This is a genomic window from Halomicrobium zhouii, assembly GCF_900114435.1.
In the GTDB taxonomy this organism is placed as follows: Archaea; Halobacteriota; Halobacteria; order Halobacteriales; family Haloarculaceae; genus Halomicrobium; species Halomicrobium zhouii.
This window is the reverse complement of record NZ_FOZK01000002.1, coordinates 896627-911994: the sequence shown is the minus strand read 5'-3', so window position 1 is coordinate 911994 and position 15368 is coordinate 896627. Positions and strand designations below refer to the sequence as shown.

Genomic DNA, 15368 nt, shown 5'->3' with positions numbered 1-15368 from the left:
TTGATCTGTACCACCCACACACGCTCACCCCCAGCCGAGTTTTGCCGAGTCCGGCGCCGCAAGGTCGAAGCGCTCCGTCCGCGCCAGCCCGGCCACGAGCACCAGCGCGAAGCCCACCGGAATCCAGTTGCCAGCGACGACGTTGATGACGCCCCAGAGGAGGGTGAAGCTCACCAGGTCGTCCAGCGCGAACGGGCAGGCCTCCAGACGGGCGAGTAGCGCCCCGCGGTCGAAGGCGGCGTGGATCAGGCCTACCGCCACGCTTCCGCTCAGCAGCCAGCCCAGGTAGTTGGAGACGGGGACGCCGTAGTACGGGCCGCCGTCGTAGGTCCAGAAGCCGATGGCGACCGCGGCGGGGTCGAGCACCAGGTCAACGACGAGCAGGAGGCCGACGGCGAGGGGAACCAGGACGAGCCCTCGCCTCGCTCTCGAACCCAGCAACAGCGTCGCCAGCAGGTAGGCGTTCAGCGCGAGCGGGACGAAGAAGAGCGGAAGCGCCACCGGGACGCCGTCGACCATCGGGCCGACGTCGGCGAGGTAGCGAAAGTCGCCGTAGGGGAAGCCGGTCGCGAGTCCCACGGCCTCGATAGCGTAGGTGTAGGCCACGAGGACGGAGAGGACGCCGATGGCACGGCGGTCCAGCAGCGGACCGAGCGCGGCGACGAGGGGCAGGCGCATGACCAGCGTCCCCACGAGGACGAACAGCGGGTTGTACGCCAGCAGCGGGGGCAGGAGGTCGGCCGAACTGGCGACGAGCGTCACGGCGCCCACGGCCGGGAAGACGACGGCAATGGTGAAGCGGTTCTCGCGGACGAGGCGTTCGAGTCGCGCGAGTGTCGCGTCGGGAATCACTGCGGCGCCAGTGGACGCGTCAGGCACCGACGACACCCCACAGGCCGGCGACGGTGAACACCGCGCCGACGACGGCGTTGACGCCCGGGTACCACCAGTACGCCCGGTCTACGTCGACGTCGCGCAGTTCGACGACGGCGACGAGGGCGGGGTAGACGAGCAGCAGGAGGCCGGCACGGGGGTCGAGCAGGGCGAAGGCGGCCGCCGAGAGGAGCCAGCAGGCGGCGCAGTACGCCAGCGCCCGGTCGCGGCCCAGCACCGTCGCCAGCGTCTCGATGCCGGCCCGCCGATCCGGTTCGACGTCGGGGACGGCAGAGTAGGTGTGCATCGCCATCGTCCAGAGCCACCCGCCGGCGAGCGCCGCGAGTGGTGGCGCCGTTCCCGTCAAGGCCGCGTACGCCGCGGCGCCGGGGAGAATGTACAGGCCGTTCGACAGCGAGTCGAGCGGCGGACGCGTCTTCAGGCGGAGCGGCGGCGCACTGTAGGCAGCGCCGAGGACGAAGAAGCCGACGAGCCAGGGGCGGGCGGCGGCGGGCGCCCACGCGACGAGGGCGACGCCCAGGGCGAGGCTGGCGACGACAGCCACCAGCGTCCAGACGTCCCCCCGGTACCGGACCTCCTTCTCGTCTTTCTTCGGGTTTGCCCGGTCGACGTCGGCGTCGAAGACGTCGTTGACCCCGTAGAGGAAGACGTTCGCGGGCAGGAGGAAGTACGCGACGAGCGCGAGCGAGAGCGGTGCCACCAGGTCCGTCAGTGCGTCCGCACCGAACGACAGCCCCACCAGTACGGGCCCGGCCAGGTAGAGCCAGAACCGGGGGCGGGACAGTCGGAGGAGGCGAACGAGTGTGCTCATGCCGGACGCTGGATCCGTCGGTCGTCGTCGAGGTCTTCGAGGACGGCGCTTGCCGCGTGCTCGCCGCTGATCAGGCACATCGGGACGCCGATGCCCGGACGGGTGAATCCACCGGTGAAGTAGAGGCCGTCGAGCGCCGACGAGCGGTGGTCCGGCCGGAGCGGCCCGGTCTGTCTGAGCGTGTGCGCGAGTCCCAGCGCCGACCCCTGTTCGGCGTTGTACCGGTCGGTGAACTCCGAGACGGAGAACTGCTCCTCGACGACGATACGGTCGCGGAGGTCGACACCGACGTTGGTCGCCAGGTCCTCGAGCAGCGCGTCGCGGGCTGCCTCCCTGGCTTCTGGGCCGTCTTCCAGGCCGGGTGCGATGGGGACGAGCACGAAGAGGTTGCTGTGGCCCTCGGGCGCGACCGTCGGGTCCGTCTCCGAGGGGACACAGCAGTAGTACGCGGGGTCGTCGGGCCACGACGGGTCGTCGAATATCTTCTCGAAGTGGTCGCTCCAGTCCTCCGGGAGCACGAGCGTGTGGTGTTCCAGTGGATCGACGTCGCCCTCGACGCCGAGGTACAGCAGGAACGCGGAGGGTGCGTACGTCCGCGAGTCCCAGTAGTCGTCGTCGAACTGCCGGTCCTCGGGGGCGAGCAGGTGCTTCTCCGTGTGCGCGTAGTCGGCGTCGCTCACGACCAGATCCGCCGTCACCGGCTCCTGAGTCGTTTCGAGCGTGAAGTTACCCCGCTCGCCAGTGATCCGTTCGACCTCGACACCGGTCCGGTAGGTGACGCCCATCTCGTCGCCGAGGGCGGCCATCGCGTCGACGACGGTGCCCATCCCACCCGGGGACGCCGTCTCGCGGTGCGGCGGCGAGAAGTCGCCGACGGCCTCGGGGTAGTGGACGCCGAGTTCGAAGTCCACGTGGCTCATCAGGTTGTACAGCGCGGGGGTGTTCGTCGGCGACCCCCCGAGGAACACCAGCGAGTACTGGACGAGCTGCTGGAGCTTCGGGTGGTCGAAGTAATCGGAGACGTGGTCCTGCATCGACCCGAGCAGACCCAGCCCGCGGGCGTTCCGGAGCACGTCCCAGTCCAGGTAGTCACGGAACGAGCCGCGGTCGGTGTAGACGAACTGTTCCATGCCCACTTCGTAGGTTTCGGCGGCCTGTTCGAGGTAGCTATCGAGCGCAGCACCCGCCCCCGGTTCGTACGACTCGAAGAGGCGGCGCATAGCGGCGCGGTCGGGCGTGACGTCGACCTGGTCGACGCCGTCGCGCGCGTGTCGGCCGCTCGATTGGCCGGAAGCAGCGCGCTGGTCGCCGTCCCTGAAGAAGACGCGGTAGTGGGGATCGAGGTGGGTCAGTTCGTAGAACTCGGTGTGCTCGCGGCCGAAGTCGCCGAAGAAGCGCTCGAAGACGTCGGGCATCATGTACCACGACGGCCCCATGTCGAAGCGGAACCCGTCGCGTTCGAGGACGCTGGCGCGGCCGCCCAGCGACTCGTTCTTCTCGACGACGGTGACCTCGAGGCCGGCGTCGGCGAGGTAGCACGCCGTGGAGAGGCCGCCGAAGCCGGCGCCGACCACGACGACCTCGGCAGCGGATCCGGCTGCCATCAGTCGCTCCTCCAGGGGACGACCGAGCCGACGGCGCCGAGGCCCTGGGGTGTTCGGTCCCTGATCGCCGAGGAGAGCCGGCCGCGTCGTCCCGCACCGGTCGTCTGAACCTCCTGCGGGACGTCTTCGGTCTCCGGAACGGGACTGACGTGGTAGAACACCGTCTCGGGGTCGTCGAAGCGTTTCCAGGCGGCCCAGGTCCGGGCGAGGACGACCAGCCGCCGGGCGGTCGAGAGCGACGGTCGGCCGGTCAGGACGTCGAAGTCACGCGCCCTGATGAGCCGGTGGTGCTCCGCGTACAGCGTCGCCGATAGCAGGACCGCGAACTGGCAGTCCGGAGGGAGCATCCGGATGCCCGCGACGCCGTCCCGGTAGCGCCGCTCGGTCCGGCGGAGTTCCGACCGGACGGCCCTGCGAATCGCCGGTGAGGGATCGAGGGCGCGCACGTCGTCGGTGCTCACGCCGTACTCTCGCAGCGTCGCCTTCGGGAGGTAGACGCGGTCGTAGTCCCGGACGTCCTCCCTGACGTCGCGGACGAAGTTCGTCAGCTGGAACGCCTCCGCGAGGGCCCTGGCGTGGGGTCGCGCCTCGTCGGCCTGCGGCGGGTCCATCACCGCGAGCATCATGTTGGCCACCGCCACCGAGGACCCGCGGAGGTACGCTTCGAGGTCCGCGTACGTCTCGTAGTCCGCCCCCTCGACGTCCCGCAGCATGGCGTCGACGAACTCGTCGATCTCGGTGGGCGAAACGTCGTGTTCGTCGGCGATACGGTGGAACGCGGTCACCACGGCGTCGTCGCTGTCGATCCGTCCGTGGGCGGCCTCGCGCATCCGTTCGAGTTCCCGGCGCTGCTCGGCCGGCGGGCCCGGATCGGGGTCGTCGACGACGTCGTCGGCGACGCGGAAGAACGCGTAGAGGACGTACGTCGCGTGACGGACGCGCTGCGGGAGCACTCGCGTCGCCAGGTGGAACGTCGCACCGGTCCGCCGCTGGATAGCTTTACTCTCGGCGACAGGTTCGGCCCGCCTCGTCGAGGCCCTGTCGTCGGGGAACCCTCCGGATGGCTGACTCATGACCTATTGTTCAATTGTCAGTACCATAAGCTGGATGCCGGACTAGTGGGGTACTACCGCTCGAAGAACTCGGCCAGGAGCTTCCGCTGGGCGACCCGGAGGTGCTGGTGGAACGTCGACCTGGTGAGGTCCATCGACGCGGCGAGTTCGTCGCCGGTCGCCCGCCGTGGCCGGTCGAAGAAGCCGCCCACGAAGGCCGTCTGGAGGGCCGCGAGCTGTCGGTCGGTCAGCGCCGTCTCGACGCGTGTGAAGAACTCCTGTTTGGTCTCGGGCGGCCGCTCACGGTGGGCGGTCGAGCGCAGCTCCGTGTCGGGGTACTCCTCGCGGACGCGCTCGACGAGCGAGCGCAGGTCCGCCCCCGCGGGGAGGGTAAACTCGACCGACGCCTCCCCGTCCTCGGCGACGATGGACCTGGTCTCCGCGCCGAAGGCGGCAAGCCTGCCGACCAGCGGGTCCCGACCGAGTTCGAACTCCAGCAGGTGTTGCTCCCCGTCCTCGATCACCGTCGACACCGCGACGACGTCCGGACAGTCCGCGGCGGCTTCGAGGATGACGTCGGCCGACGTGCCGGTGGCCGTGAAGTACAGCGACGGCACGTCGGCATCCGCCACTGCCCCCTCGTATGTCAGCCGACAGTCCACCTGCTCGGAAATCCTGACGAAGAAGAGGTCGTCGTCACGCACGGATAGCTCGACGTCGACGACGTCGTCGGCGACGAGGATGCGCCGCGTCTCGACGGCGGACAGCGCGGCCGCGATGGCACGGCCGAGCGCCGTCAGGACCGTCGCTTCGCGCTCGTCGACGCGGAGCCCGGCCGGGGCGACGAGCGTGATGACGCCGTACTCGGAGTCGCCGTGGCGCAGCGGGACGGCAATCTGCTGGCCGTCGTCACCAGTTCCGCCGTTGCCATCCGAGAGCCCGTGGAGGCCCTGAATCGTCCCTTCTCGGCAGGCGACCGCCGCGGGATGGTCGGTGTCGATGGGGACGTCCCCTTCGGGAAGCCACGGGTGGTCGCCCGTCGTACTCGACACCGAGATCGACTCGCCCGCGGCGTCGACGGTTCCGATCCAGGTGGCCTCGTACGGACCCGCCTCGACCAGCCCCTCACACACCGCCCGCTCCAGGTCACCCCGTGACGTCGGCGCGATGATGGCCGTCGTCACGGCGTCGAGGAGCCGCTCGACGCGCTGGAAGACGACGTCCAGGCGCTCGCGTTCGTCCTCGAGCGCCAGCTCCGCCTCCTTGCGCCGCGTGACGTCGTTCTGGAAGCCGACGAAGTTCACCGGTTCGCCGTCCGCACCCTCGATGGGGGCGATGGTCACCTCGTTCCAGAACTCCTCGCCGTCCCTGCGGTAGTTGCGCAGTTCGACGGTGACCGACTCGCCCGCGTCGACGGCCTCGCGGAGCTTCCCCACCGGTTCCTCGCGCGTCTCCGGCCCCTGCAGCAGGCGGCAGTTGCGACCGAGGACCTCTTCTCGGGGATAGCCCGTCACGCGCTCGAACGCCTCGTTGACGTAGATTAGTGGGTTGTCGGGCCGAGTCGCGTCAGTGATGGTGATACCGACCGGCGCCTCGTCCATCGCGCGCTCCTTGAGGGGGAACGACACCGCGGGCGCCTCGGGTTCGCTCATGGGCTAGATAGCGGAACTCACCAAATGAACGTTCGGGCGAGCCGACGGTGGCGCGACATCGACGGACCGGCCCCTCTGGACCGCGGGATTCAAATCAGTGACTCGCGAACGCTCGGGCCAGTATGGACGATGCACGCCGGATCGTCGCCCTGGACGAGGTGCCCGAGGACGGGAGCCGACTGTTCACCGTGACAGTCGCCGACGGCGACGGTGGCGAGTGCGTCGAGGCCATCCTGCTCCGGTCGGCCGACGGCGTCGTCGCCTACGAGAACTACTGTCAACACTGGACCGACGTGCGCCTGGACTCGGGGTCCGGCGCGGCGCTCCGGGACGACGAAATCGTCTGCGAGAAACACGGCGCCTACTTCGAGGCCGACTCCGGGTACTGCAACTTCGGCCCCTGCGAGGGCGCCACGCTCGAAGCCGTCGAGGTCGCGGTCGAGGACGACGTCGTCTACCTCGCCGACGACCGCTACGCGTTCGAGCACCTCGGGCCCGCAGCAGACGACGATCTCTCGTCGGGCAGTCGGATCGGCTTCTCCGGGAGCTAGGCTACGTGACGCGGCGCTCCGACGGGGCGGGTGACGATTCGGCCCCCGACGACGACGACGTCAGTTGATCCGATAGGCCGGTTCCGTCACGGACTCGCTCTTGCACTCCGGACAGCGACTCGGCCGGTTGACCAGGTCGTCGAAGGCGTCGAAGCCACACTCCTCGCAGGTGGGCGGCGCGACGAGCAACTGCTCGTCCGTCGAGTCCAATGACTTCGAGATGTGCTCGACGTGACTGAGCGCGTCGCTGGTCTGTATTTCGAACTCCCGGGCGATGGCCCCCGCCTGGAGGGCGTCGTCCCGGAGTCGGTCGGCGATGCGCTGGCGGGTCGTCCGACTTGCCTCGCGCATACCGGACCTTGGGAGATAACGGGTATATCTTTTCCGGGGGTGTGGGAACGGCCACTCGGTTCCAGTCGAAGCGACCCACAGCTATTTTTCGGCCTGCGCCGATGCCCCGACCGCAATGGTACACTGCCCTGAATGCGAGACGACACTCGACGACGCCGACGACATCGAGTTCGTCGAGACGGACTCCAGCATCGGATTCATCAAGGCCTCCAAGCGGTTCTACACCGCCAACTGCGCCGCCTGCGGCCGAACAATCGGCTCCGGCGTCGCCGGTGCGAAAGGAAACGGCGGCGCGGGGGCGGTCTGAGATGGTACACTGTCCCCACTGCGAGACGGAACTGACCGAGGCCGACGACGTCGAGTTCCTCGACATGGACTCCACGACGGGCTTCTTCACCGCCTCGAAGCGGTTCTACCTCGTCGGCTGTGGCGACTGCGGCGCCGCCATCGGTAGCGGCGTCGCGGGTGCGATGTAGGCAGCGAGCACCATTCGATTTCTCTGTCGCGCACCTTCTGTGACCGATCAGTCCTTCTCTGAATTGTTCTCACAGAACCCCACGGCCGGGAGCGCGTTTCATCGCGCGACCTGGGGAAGGGCAGGGCTGTGGTGTGGTGCTGGCCCTGGAGGAATGAAAGGGCGAGGCGTGGTCGGGGAAGCACGGACCCGCAAGCACCGAACGGAGTGAGGCGCGCAGCGTGGTCCGCGCGACCCGAGCGCGCCGAGGGCTTTCGAGTTGTGCGGTATCGGTTGGTAAGACGACGAGCGAGAACGTCCAGTATCTACTCTAAAGGAAAACGACTCCTAGCCGAAGTTCTCGATCTTGGCGCCTTCAGAGTCTCCACCGGCGGCGTCGATGGCCGACGTGGCGTCGTCGATGAAGTCGGCGAAGCCGTAGACGAAGAGCTGGCTGTCGGCGCCGTAGTCGTCGAGGACGTCTGCGACGACAGGGGGCAGGTCCTCGCCCGCGGCCAGCAGCGTGACGGTAGCGCCCTCATCACGAAGGTCCGAGAGGCGGTCCTGGTGGATGGGAACGTCGTCCCGGTAGACGACGGCGGCGCGGTTGTCCTCGGCGAGGGCGCGCTCGGCGATGCCGATCGCCGGGCCGACGCCGGGACCGCCGGCGAGGATCACGGCGGGGTCCTCGCCCTCGTAGTAGTCGTTGCCGAAGGGGCCGGAGACGGTGACGACGTCGCCCGCGGACAGGTCGGCCAGCACCGGGGCGAGCGTTCCCTCGGGGTCGATACCGACGGTTATCTCGAAGGTGTCGCCGACGTCGGGCGAGGAGATGGTGTAGAAGCGGGAGACGAGCACCTCGTCGCCACGTTCGAGTTCGTCGGCCGTCTCGACGTCGAGTTCGCCCTCGGCGGCGAGGCGCTCGAGGGCCTCGAACTCCAGCTTGTCGGCCAGGTCGAAGGTCAGCTTGACGAACTGTCCCGGCTGGGCGTCGAACTCGGTCGGCGATTCGAGGTCGATGGCGACCGCGTCGGGACCGACGTCGTGAACGGCCCTGACGGCAGTCTGCGTAGGATCCATACGTCCGCTTGGGCGATTACCGGCAAGCCGGTTTCGGTCCGCGAGCGAGTCGAACGAGGTACTCGGAATCGAGTACACAATCCGCGACCGGGAAAGAGGCAAAACCCACAGCCTTCGGGTCTCCAGGCGTTTACAGAAGGTTTTTCCATAGGCAACGGATACCCACGCGCTAGAATGCCCGACGACCTCAACTGGGCCATCGGCGGCGAAGCCGGCGATGGAATCGACTCTACCGGGAAGATCTTCGCCCAGGCACTCTCGCGGGCCGGTCGGCACGTCTTCACGTCCAAGGACTTCGCGTCGCGTATCCGCGGTGGGTACACGGCATACAAGATCCGGACGTCGCTCGACCGCGTCCAGAGTGTCGTGGACCGCCTCGACCTGCTCATCGCGCTCACGGAGCGCACGATCGACGAGAACATGGACGAGCTCCACGAGGGCTCGGTCATCATCTACGACAGCGAGCGCACCACGATGCAGAACGTCGAGGTGCCCGACGAGATGATCGGCCTCGAAGTGCCGCTCAAGCGCCTCGCGGAGGAGGCTGGCGGCGCCATCATGGCCAACGTCGTCGCACTCGGTGCGGCCTGCGAGGTGACGCAGTTCCCCATCGAGAACCTCGACGAGTCCCTCGAGAAGCGCTTCGGCGACAAGGGCGAGGCCATCGTCGAGAACAACATGCAGGCCGCGCGCAAGGGCCAGGAGTACGTCCAGGAGGAGTACGACCACGACTTCGGCTACGAGCTCCAGACCGCCGACGAGGACTACGTCCTCATCAACGGCGACCAGGCAATCGGGATGGGCGCCATCGCCGCAGGCTGCCGGTTCTACGCCGGCTACCCCATCACGCCCGCGACGGAAGTGATGGAGTACATGACCGGCCGCGTCGACCAGTTCGGCGGGAAAGTCGTCCAGGCGGAGGACGAACTCGCCGCGATCAACATGGCGCTGGGTGCGGCCCGCGCCGGAGCGCGCGCGATGACCGCGACGTCCGGTCCGGGGATCGACCTGATGACCGAGACGTTCGGTCTGGTCGCGACCACCGAGACGCCGCTGGTCATCTGCGACGTCATGCGCTCGGGTCCCTCGACCGGGATGCCGACCAAGCAGGAGCAGGGCGACCTCAACATGACGCTGTACGGCGGCCACGGCGAGATTCCGCGGTTCGTCGTCGCGCCGACGACTATCTCCGAGTGCTTCTGGAAGACCGTCGAGGCGTTCAACCTCGCCGAGAAGTACCAGACGCCGGTGTACCTCGTCTCCGACCTCGCGATGGCCGTCACCGAGCAGACGTTCAAGCCCGAGGCCTTCGACATGGACGAGGTCGAGATCGAGCGCGGCAACGTCGTCGACGAGGAGGACATCGACGGCTGGATGAACGAGAAGGACCAGTTCCAGCCCCACTTCCCCGCGGCCGACGGCATCTCGCCGCGGACGTTCCCGGGGACCTCCGGCGGCGCGCACATGACGACGGGCCTCGAACACGACGCCCTCGGTCGCCGGACCGAGGACACCGAGGTCCGCAAGGAACAGGTCGAGAAACGCGAGCAGAAGGTCGAGACCGCCATCGAGCGCGAGGACTGGGACTACCGCGAGTTCGGGAACCCCGACTCGGACACGCTGGTGATCTCCTGGGGTTCGAACGAGGGCGCGATGCGCGAAGGGATGGAGTTCCTCGAAGACGAAGACATCGAGGTCCGTTTCATCTCCGTCCCCTACATCTTCCCGCGCCCGGACCTCACCGAGGAGGTCGAGCAGGCCGACCAGACCATCGTGGTCGAGTGTAACGCGACGGGGCAGTTCGCCGACGTCATCGAACACGACGTGCTCGAACGCGTCGACCGCGTCAACAAGTACGACGGCGTCCGCTTCGACGCCGACGAACTCGCCGCGGAGATCAAGGCCGCGATGGCCGAGGAAGCCGAGGTGAAAGCATGAGCTCAGACGTCCGATTTACCGACTTCAAGTCCGACAAGCAACCGACGTGGTGTCCCGGCTGCGGCGACTTCGGGACGATGAACGGCATGATGAAGGCGCTGGCCGAGACCGGCAACGACCCCGACAACACGTTCGTGGTCGCCGGCATCGGCTGTTCCGGCAAGATCGGGACCTACATGCACAGCTACGCGCTGCACGGGGTCCACGGTCGCGCCCTGCCGGTGGGCGTCGGCGTGAAGATGGCCAACCCGAACCTGGAAGTGATGGTCGCCGGCGGTGACGGCGACGGCTTCTCCATCGGCGCGGGCCACTTCATCCACGCCGTCCGCCGCAACGTCGACATGAGCTACGTCGTCATGGACAACCGCATCTACGGCCTCACCAAGGGCCAGGCCTCGCCGACCTCGCGCGAGGACTTCGAGACGTCCACGTCGCCCGAGGGCCCGCAGATGGCCCCCGTCAACCCCAAGGCCCTCGCGATGGCCGCGGGCGCGACGTTCGTCGCCCAGTCGTTCTCCTCGGACTCCCAGCGCCACGCGGAGCTGGTCCAGGAGGCCATCGAGCACGACGGCTTCGGCTTCGTCAACGTCTACTCCCCCTGTGTCACGTTCAACGACGTCGACACCTACGACTACTTCCGCGACTCGCTGGTCGACCTCGACGAGACCGACCACGACCGCCACGACTCGGACGCGGCGATGGACAAGATCCGCGAGACCGAGACGGAGTACATGGGCGTCCTCTACCAGGACGAAGACAGCGTCCCCTACGAGAAGCGCCAGGGCATCGAGGGCAGCATGGCCGAAATCCCGGACGGCGCCCCCGAGGGCGCGATGGACCTGGTTCGGGAGTTCTACTGAGTCTGGACCCGGTCCGCGAGTTCTACTGAATCACTCGACGTCGAAGTTTTCGAAGACCGTTTCGAAGCCGTCACCGCGCGGAGCCGCTGCCATCGGTCCGACCCGGAGCGTCTCCGTCTCCGTGAGGTATGCCTGGCGGATCATCGTGAACTCCCGCCCGTCGCGAGAGAAGAACACCTCGATAGCGGGGCCGGTCCGCTCGACCCGGATCCAGACCGACGCCGGGTCGTCGTCGAGCGGGACGACCGACCAGTCGGAGAACTCCCGGGTGACGACGGCGCTCGCCTGCTGGGCGCCGTCGACATACTCGATTCCGCACTTCAGCCAGCGTTCCTCGCTGTCGCGGACCATCAGCCCCGCCTGGTCGTACTGGGACTCGTAGTCGCCTGTGAATTCGACGGTCGCGGTGAAGTCACCGTCGACCGCTCGATGGTAAAAGTGCGCGTCGTCCGCAACATAGTCGTGCAGCGTCACGCGCCAGCAGTCCGTCTCGGGTCCGGCCTGGACCACGAGGCTGTCGCCCGCTTCGCGCCAGTCCGGGGGTTCGTTGTACCACTCCATGCTAGTGGATACGGCCACACACGGGTAAAATTGGAGCTCCGCCAGCGAGAGAACGAGTACCGGCCGCGAACCCTCCGATCCCGTTCGCTACGAAATTCCGGACCCCGTTCGTTACGGACTCCCGGGCAGCACTTCTGGCTCGCCGGAGCGGTAGATGTACTCCACGGCGATGCCGGTCAGCGGCGAGTCCGCCCGCGTCGCGTAGGTCTTTGCCAGGTCGAGGTACTGCTCGGTGACGTCGACGACGCGGCGGTAGCCCGCGTCCTCGTCCGGGGCGAGCAGGTACTCGGCGGTGACGGGCGTCAACTGGCCGTTCCGTCGGTCGTCGTCGTAGTCGTCGACGTCGTCGAGCCACACCTGCGCACCGATGATGGCGAGCACGATGGCCTTCGCGAAGTCGTCGTCGATGTCCAGGCCGGCCAGCCGGTAGAGGCCGATCATCCCGTCGTAGAGCACGCCGACGCGGGCGTACTGGGTCTTGAGGTACGGCAGGCCGCGTTCGCTCTCGTCGAACAGCGCCGGGGGTTCCTCGAAGTCGGCGAACTTGTACTGCTCGCGGACGTCCCGCAGCGCCGACTGGTCCCCGTCCTCGGCGGCGCTCATCATCTCGCGGAAGTCGTCGTCGCGGTCCTGGTGGGCCTCCGAGTAGTCGACGGCCCGCGAGTAGGTCTCCTCGACGACCGGGGGGAGCCCCTCCAGCTTGGCGTCCAGGTCGGCCTGGAGCGCCGCCTGAGCGACCTCGGCGACGCGACGGGGGTCGGCCTCGAAGTCGACCGAGAAGTCCTCGAACTCGTCGTCGTTGATGGCGTCGCGCATGTCGCCGTCGACCAGCGCCTCGATGGAGAGGTACGTCATCTGCTCGGCCCGGACGACCATCTCGCGGGGCGAGAGAGTCTGGGAGGGGCCTTCTTCGAGGGCCGTCTCGTCGACTTCGGGGACGCCCGTGGCGACATCGTCGGTGACGGGGTCGGAGGCCGCTCGCTGCCTGGCCGACCGGTAGACGTATCCCAGGGTGAGCTGGGCCGGGAGGATCAGCTTGGTGTCGTAATCGAAGGACACCGAGGAGCGGTCGAACTCCTCGGCGAGGGCGTCCTCGACGAGTCCGAACACGTCCTCGACCATCCGCTCGGTGCGCCCGTCGATCTCGCGCTTGAGCGAGAGGCTGCCGTAGTCGAACACGCCGGCGTCGGCGTAGTACCCCAGCACCGCGCGAAGCGCCGTCGGCAACGTCGCGCTGTCAGCGAGCCAGCCAGCGCCTGTCTTCATGACCATGATGTATCCCCGCGGGCCCCGGTCCCCGCGCTTTCCCGGTGCTGTGTCCGGTGTCGCCTTTACGCTTTCGAGAACAGCGTCGCCGTCGCACTGTACAACCCGGTCACTGGACCGCAGTCACCTGGCAAATTCAGCAAGACTATTAGTGGGTACGCATGACCTGATGCTATGAGCGATCGCTTTGACGTGGTTATAGCCGGGGCCGGGCCGGCCGGCGCCCAGTGTGCCCGCGATTTGGCGGCGAGGAACTACGACGTCCTCGTGCTCGAAACCGAGCCCGAAGACGAGTTCCCGCGTCAGAGCAACAAGTCCACCGCCGGCACCTTCCCGTCGATGATGGCGTCGTTCGGCATCCCCGACGACGTCGTGATGCATTACACCGACAAGGTCGTTCTCGAGTCGCCCAACGAGCACTACGTGCGCGACCAGCCGGGCGCCGTCCTGGAGTTCGCCGACTTCAAGCGCTTCCTCGTCCGCGACGGCCGCGAGCGAGGGGCGGAGTACCGGTTCGACTCCCGGGTCTCGGCGCCCATCGTGGACGGCGGGGAGGCCGTCGGTGTGCGGTACGACGGGTCCGAGGAGGTGTACGCCGACGTGATCGTCGACGCCACCGGCCCCGCCGCGCCGCTGGCCAAGAAGCTCGACGTCACCGGCCTCGAACGCGAACACCAGGCCATCGGTATCGAGTACGAGTTCGAGGGCGTCGCCGTGAACCACCCGGAGTTCGCCGACCTGCGTGACTCGATGATGCTCCGCCTGGACCACGACCTCGCGCCGGGCGGGTACTCGTGGATCTTCCACACGGGCGCCGACACGGCGAAGGTCGGCCTCTGTTACATCCAGAACGACTCCCACGACACCTACGCGAAAGACGGGATGGGCATCGACGACTACCTGAACTACTGGATCGACCGCGACCCGCGCTTCGACGACGCCGAGCGAATCGAGGGCAAGCAACACCGCGGGTCGGCCCACATCCAGCCCCCGGAGGGGATGAGCACGGACAACTTCATGGCCATCGGCGACACCGTCCCGACGATCGATCCGCTGTGGGGCGAGGGCATCCACTCGGGGATGAAGTCCGCACGGTCGGCGGCGATTACGGCGGACGCCTGTCTCACCCCCGAGGAACCCGACACCTCCGCCGCGGCACTGTCGACCTACGACGAACTGTGGCACCGCGACGTCGCCCCGCAGATGCGTCCCCGACTGCTCATGACCCGCCTCCTCTATCTCGCGCCCAACGAGCGCTACGACCGCCTGATGGCCGACCTGCGCGCCACGGACGAGGACACCCTGGAGCAGGTGAACAACGGCAACCGGCTCGCGATGCGGAACCTCATGCACCTCTCGGACCTCCCCCTGATCGCCCGGTTCGCCCGAGATAGACTCGGTATCTGAGCGGCGGTGTCGTCGGCCCGCCAGCGCTCGGTCCATCGATAGCCCCCGTCGCGTCGGGCGAGGTCAGCAGCTTTTTCTCCGCCTGGCCTGAGTTTCGAATCATGAACGAGGGGGAGCCGCTCGTCGGCGTCGTCGGCGACGCGACGGCGGACCTGGAGGCGGCCGTCGCGGCCGCGGGCGCCCGCTCGCGCGTGAGCCACGTCGACTCCGTGCTTGCAGCGTCACCTGCACTCGTCGTCGCCATCGGCGACGCTGCCTTCGCGCGACTCGCGCGGTCCGCACCTGCGCCACCGGTCCTGCCGGTCGACGTCGACGGAGGATTCCGGTCCGTCCCGGCCGACTCCGCGGGGGCAGCCATCGAGGCCGTCCTCGCCGGTGACGCCGAGACGCAGTCGTATCCCGTGCTCGGCGTCGAGTACGGCGGCGAGCGCATCGCCAGCGCCGTCGCCGACGTGTCGCTGCTGACGGCAGAAGTCGCCCACATCTCGGAGTACGCCGTGGCCAGCGGGGACAGCCACGTCGGCCAGTTCCGCGCGGACGGCGTCGTCGTCGCGACGCCCGCCGGCTCACCCGGCTACGCCCACCGGCTCGGCTGTCCGCTCGTCGCCCCGGGGACGAACGTCGGGCCCGTCGCACCCATCGCCCCCTTCGCCACCAACCCCGACCACTGGGTCCTCCCCCTGGAGGAGCTCCGGCTCACGGTCGAACGCGACGAGACACCGGTGACGCTGGTCGCCGACGACCGCGAGGTGGCCACCGTCGCCACTGGCGAGCCGGTCACCGTCACGCCCGACGGGTCTGTCGACGTCGCCCTGACGCCAGCGAGCGACCCGGAATTCTAGCCGACGGACCACAGCCCGCCGGCAAAACTGTCACTCTTCGACAGA

Annotated in this window: 16 protein-coding genes; 7 read left to right on the top strand and 9 right to left on the bottom strand. The window is 68.1% G+C overall.

Features of this window, described 5'->3' with window-relative positions; all coding sequences use genetic code 11:
• Positions 1 to 24: 24 nt before the first annotated feature.
• From cruF to BM337_RS11685, 5 genes are read right to left on the bottom strand one after another with little or no spacing between them, the layout of a single operon-like run.
• Complete coding sequence (gene cruF, locus BM337_RS11705) at positions 25 to 879, bottom strand: bisanhydrobacterioruberin hydratase (RefSeq protein WP_089816778.1); 855 nt, start codon at positions 877 to 879, stop codon at positions 25 to 27.
• Positions 872 to 1705 carry a prenyltransferase gene (locus tag BM337_RS11700; protein ID WP_089816777.1) on the bottom strand — a complete coding sequence of 278 codons (834 nt, stop codon included), beginning with the start codon at positions 1703 to 1705 and terminating at the stop codon, positions 872 to 874. Before BM337_RS11700 ends, cruF begins: the two co-directional genes overlap by 8 nt.
• Positions 1702 to 3309, bottom strand: coding sequence for a phytoene desaturase family protein (locus BM337_RS11695; protein WP_089816776.1), 1608 nt, complete (start codon positions 3307 to 3309; stop codon positions 1702 to 1704). The genes BM337_RS11700 and BM337_RS11695 overlap by 4 nt, the downstream gene beginning before the upstream one ends.
• The gene (locus tag BM337_RS11690) at positions 3309 to 4382 is read right to left on the bottom strand and encodes a phytoene/squalene synthase family protein (protein ID WP_089816775.1); all 1074 of its coding nucleotides are present in this window, start codon (positions 4380 to 4382) and stop codon (positions 3309 to 3311) included. The genes BM337_RS11695 and BM337_RS11690 overlap by 1 nt, the downstream gene beginning before the upstream one ends.
• A 53-nt stretch (positions 4383 to 4435) precedes the next feature.
• On the bottom strand, positions 4436 to 6013 hold the full coding sequence (locus BM337_RS11685; RefSeq protein WP_089816774.1) for a bacterio-opsin activator domain-containing protein: 1578 nt from the start codon (positions 6011 to 6013) through the stop codon (positions 4436 to 4438).
• 122 nt (positions 6014 to 6135) lie between these two features.
• On the opposite strand from BM337_RS11685, the gene BM337_RS11680 reads away from it, so the two are divergent.
• A complete protein-coding gene (locus BM337_RS11680; RefSeq protein WP_089816773.1) occupies positions 6136 to 6564 on the top strand; it encodes a Rieske (2Fe-2S) protein in 429 nt (142 codons plus the stop codon).
• A gap of 60 nt (positions 6565 to 6624) precedes the next feature.
• Here BM337_RS11680 and BM337_RS11675 read toward each other — a convergent pair whose 3' ends face one another.
• The gene (locus BM337_RS11675) at positions 6625 to 6915 is read right to left on the bottom strand and encodes a transcriptional regulator (protein WP_089816772.1); all 291 of its coding nucleotides are present in this window, start codon (positions 6913 to 6915) and stop codon (positions 6625 to 6627) included.
• A 115-nt stretch (positions 6916 to 7030) separates the two neighbouring features.
• On the opposite strand from BM337_RS11675, the gene BM337_RS11670 reads away from it, so the two are divergent.
• Complete coding sequence (locus tag BM337_RS11670; protein ID WP_089816771.1) at positions 7031 to 7222, top strand: hypothetical protein; 192 nt, start codon at positions 7031 to 7033, stop codon at positions 7220 to 7222.
• A gap of 1 nt (position 7223) precedes the next feature.
• Positions 7224 to 7391 (top strand): hypothetical protein, encoded by a 168-nt coding sequence (locus tag BM337_RS21175; RefSeq protein WP_177227450.1) that lies wholly within the window; start codon positions 7224 to 7226, stop codon positions 7389 to 7391.
• A 326-nt stretch (positions 7392 to 7717) separates the two neighbouring features.
• On the opposite strand, the gene BM337_RS11665 is transcribed toward BM337_RS21175, so the two are convergent.
• On the bottom strand, positions 7718 to 8449 hold the full coding sequence (locus tag BM337_RS11665; RefSeq protein ID WP_089816770.1) for an FAD-dependent oxidoreductase: 732 nt from the start codon (positions 8447 to 8449) through the stop codon (positions 7718 to 7720).
• Positions 8450 to 8623: 174 nt separating this feature from the next.
• Here BM337_RS11665 and BM337_RS11660 point away from each other — a divergent pair, with 174 nt between their 5' ends.
• Together BM337_RS11660 and BM337_RS11655 are read left to right on the top strand one after the other, a co-directional pair.
• The gene (locus BM337_RS11660; protein ID WP_089816769.1) at positions 8624 to 10387 is read left to right on the top strand and encodes a 2-oxoacid:acceptor oxidoreductase subunit alpha; all 1764 of its coding nucleotides are present in this window, start codon (positions 8624 to 8626) and stop codon (positions 10385 to 10387) included.
• On the top strand, positions 10384 to 11247 hold the full coding sequence (locus BM337_RS11655) for a 2-oxoacid:ferredoxin oxidoreductase subunit beta (protein ID WP_089816768.1): 864 nt from the start codon (positions 10384 to 10386) through the stop codon (positions 11245 to 11247). Before BM337_RS11660 ends, BM337_RS11655 begins: the two co-directional genes overlap by 4 nt.
• Before the next feature lie 30 nt (positions 11248 to 11277).
• On the opposite strand, the gene BM337_RS11650 is transcribed toward BM337_RS11655, so the two are convergent.
• Both BM337_RS11650 and BM337_RS11645 read right to left on the bottom strand, forming a co-directional pair.
• Positions 11278 to 11808 carry a DUF1349 domain-containing protein gene (locus BM337_RS11650; RefSeq protein ID WP_089816767.1) on the bottom strand — a complete coding sequence of 177 codons (531 nt, stop codon included), beginning with the start codon at positions 11806 to 11808 and terminating at the stop codon, positions 11278 to 11280.
• Positions 11809 to 11919: 111 nt separating this feature from the next.
• Complete coding sequence (locus tag BM337_RS11645) at positions 11920 to 13080, bottom strand: hypothetical protein (protein WP_089816766.1); 1161 nt, start codon at positions 13078 to 13080, stop codon at positions 11920 to 11922.
• 168 nt (positions 13081 to 13248) lie between these two features.
• Here BM337_RS11645 and BM337_RS11640 point away from each other — a divergent pair, with 168 nt between their 5' ends.
• Entirely contained in the window at positions 13249 to 14481 is a 1233-nt protein-coding gene (locus BM337_RS11640; protein WP_089816765.1) for a digeranylgeranylglycerophospholipid reductase, read from the top strand.
• Between the two features lie 101 nt (positions 14482 to 14582).
• Positions 14583 to 15323, top strand: coding sequence for an NAD(+)/NADH kinase (locus tag BM337_RS11635; RefSeq protein ID WP_089816764.1), 741 nt, complete (start codon positions 14583 to 14585; stop codon positions 15321 to 15323).
• Positions 15324 to 15368: the final 45 nt, after the last annotated feature.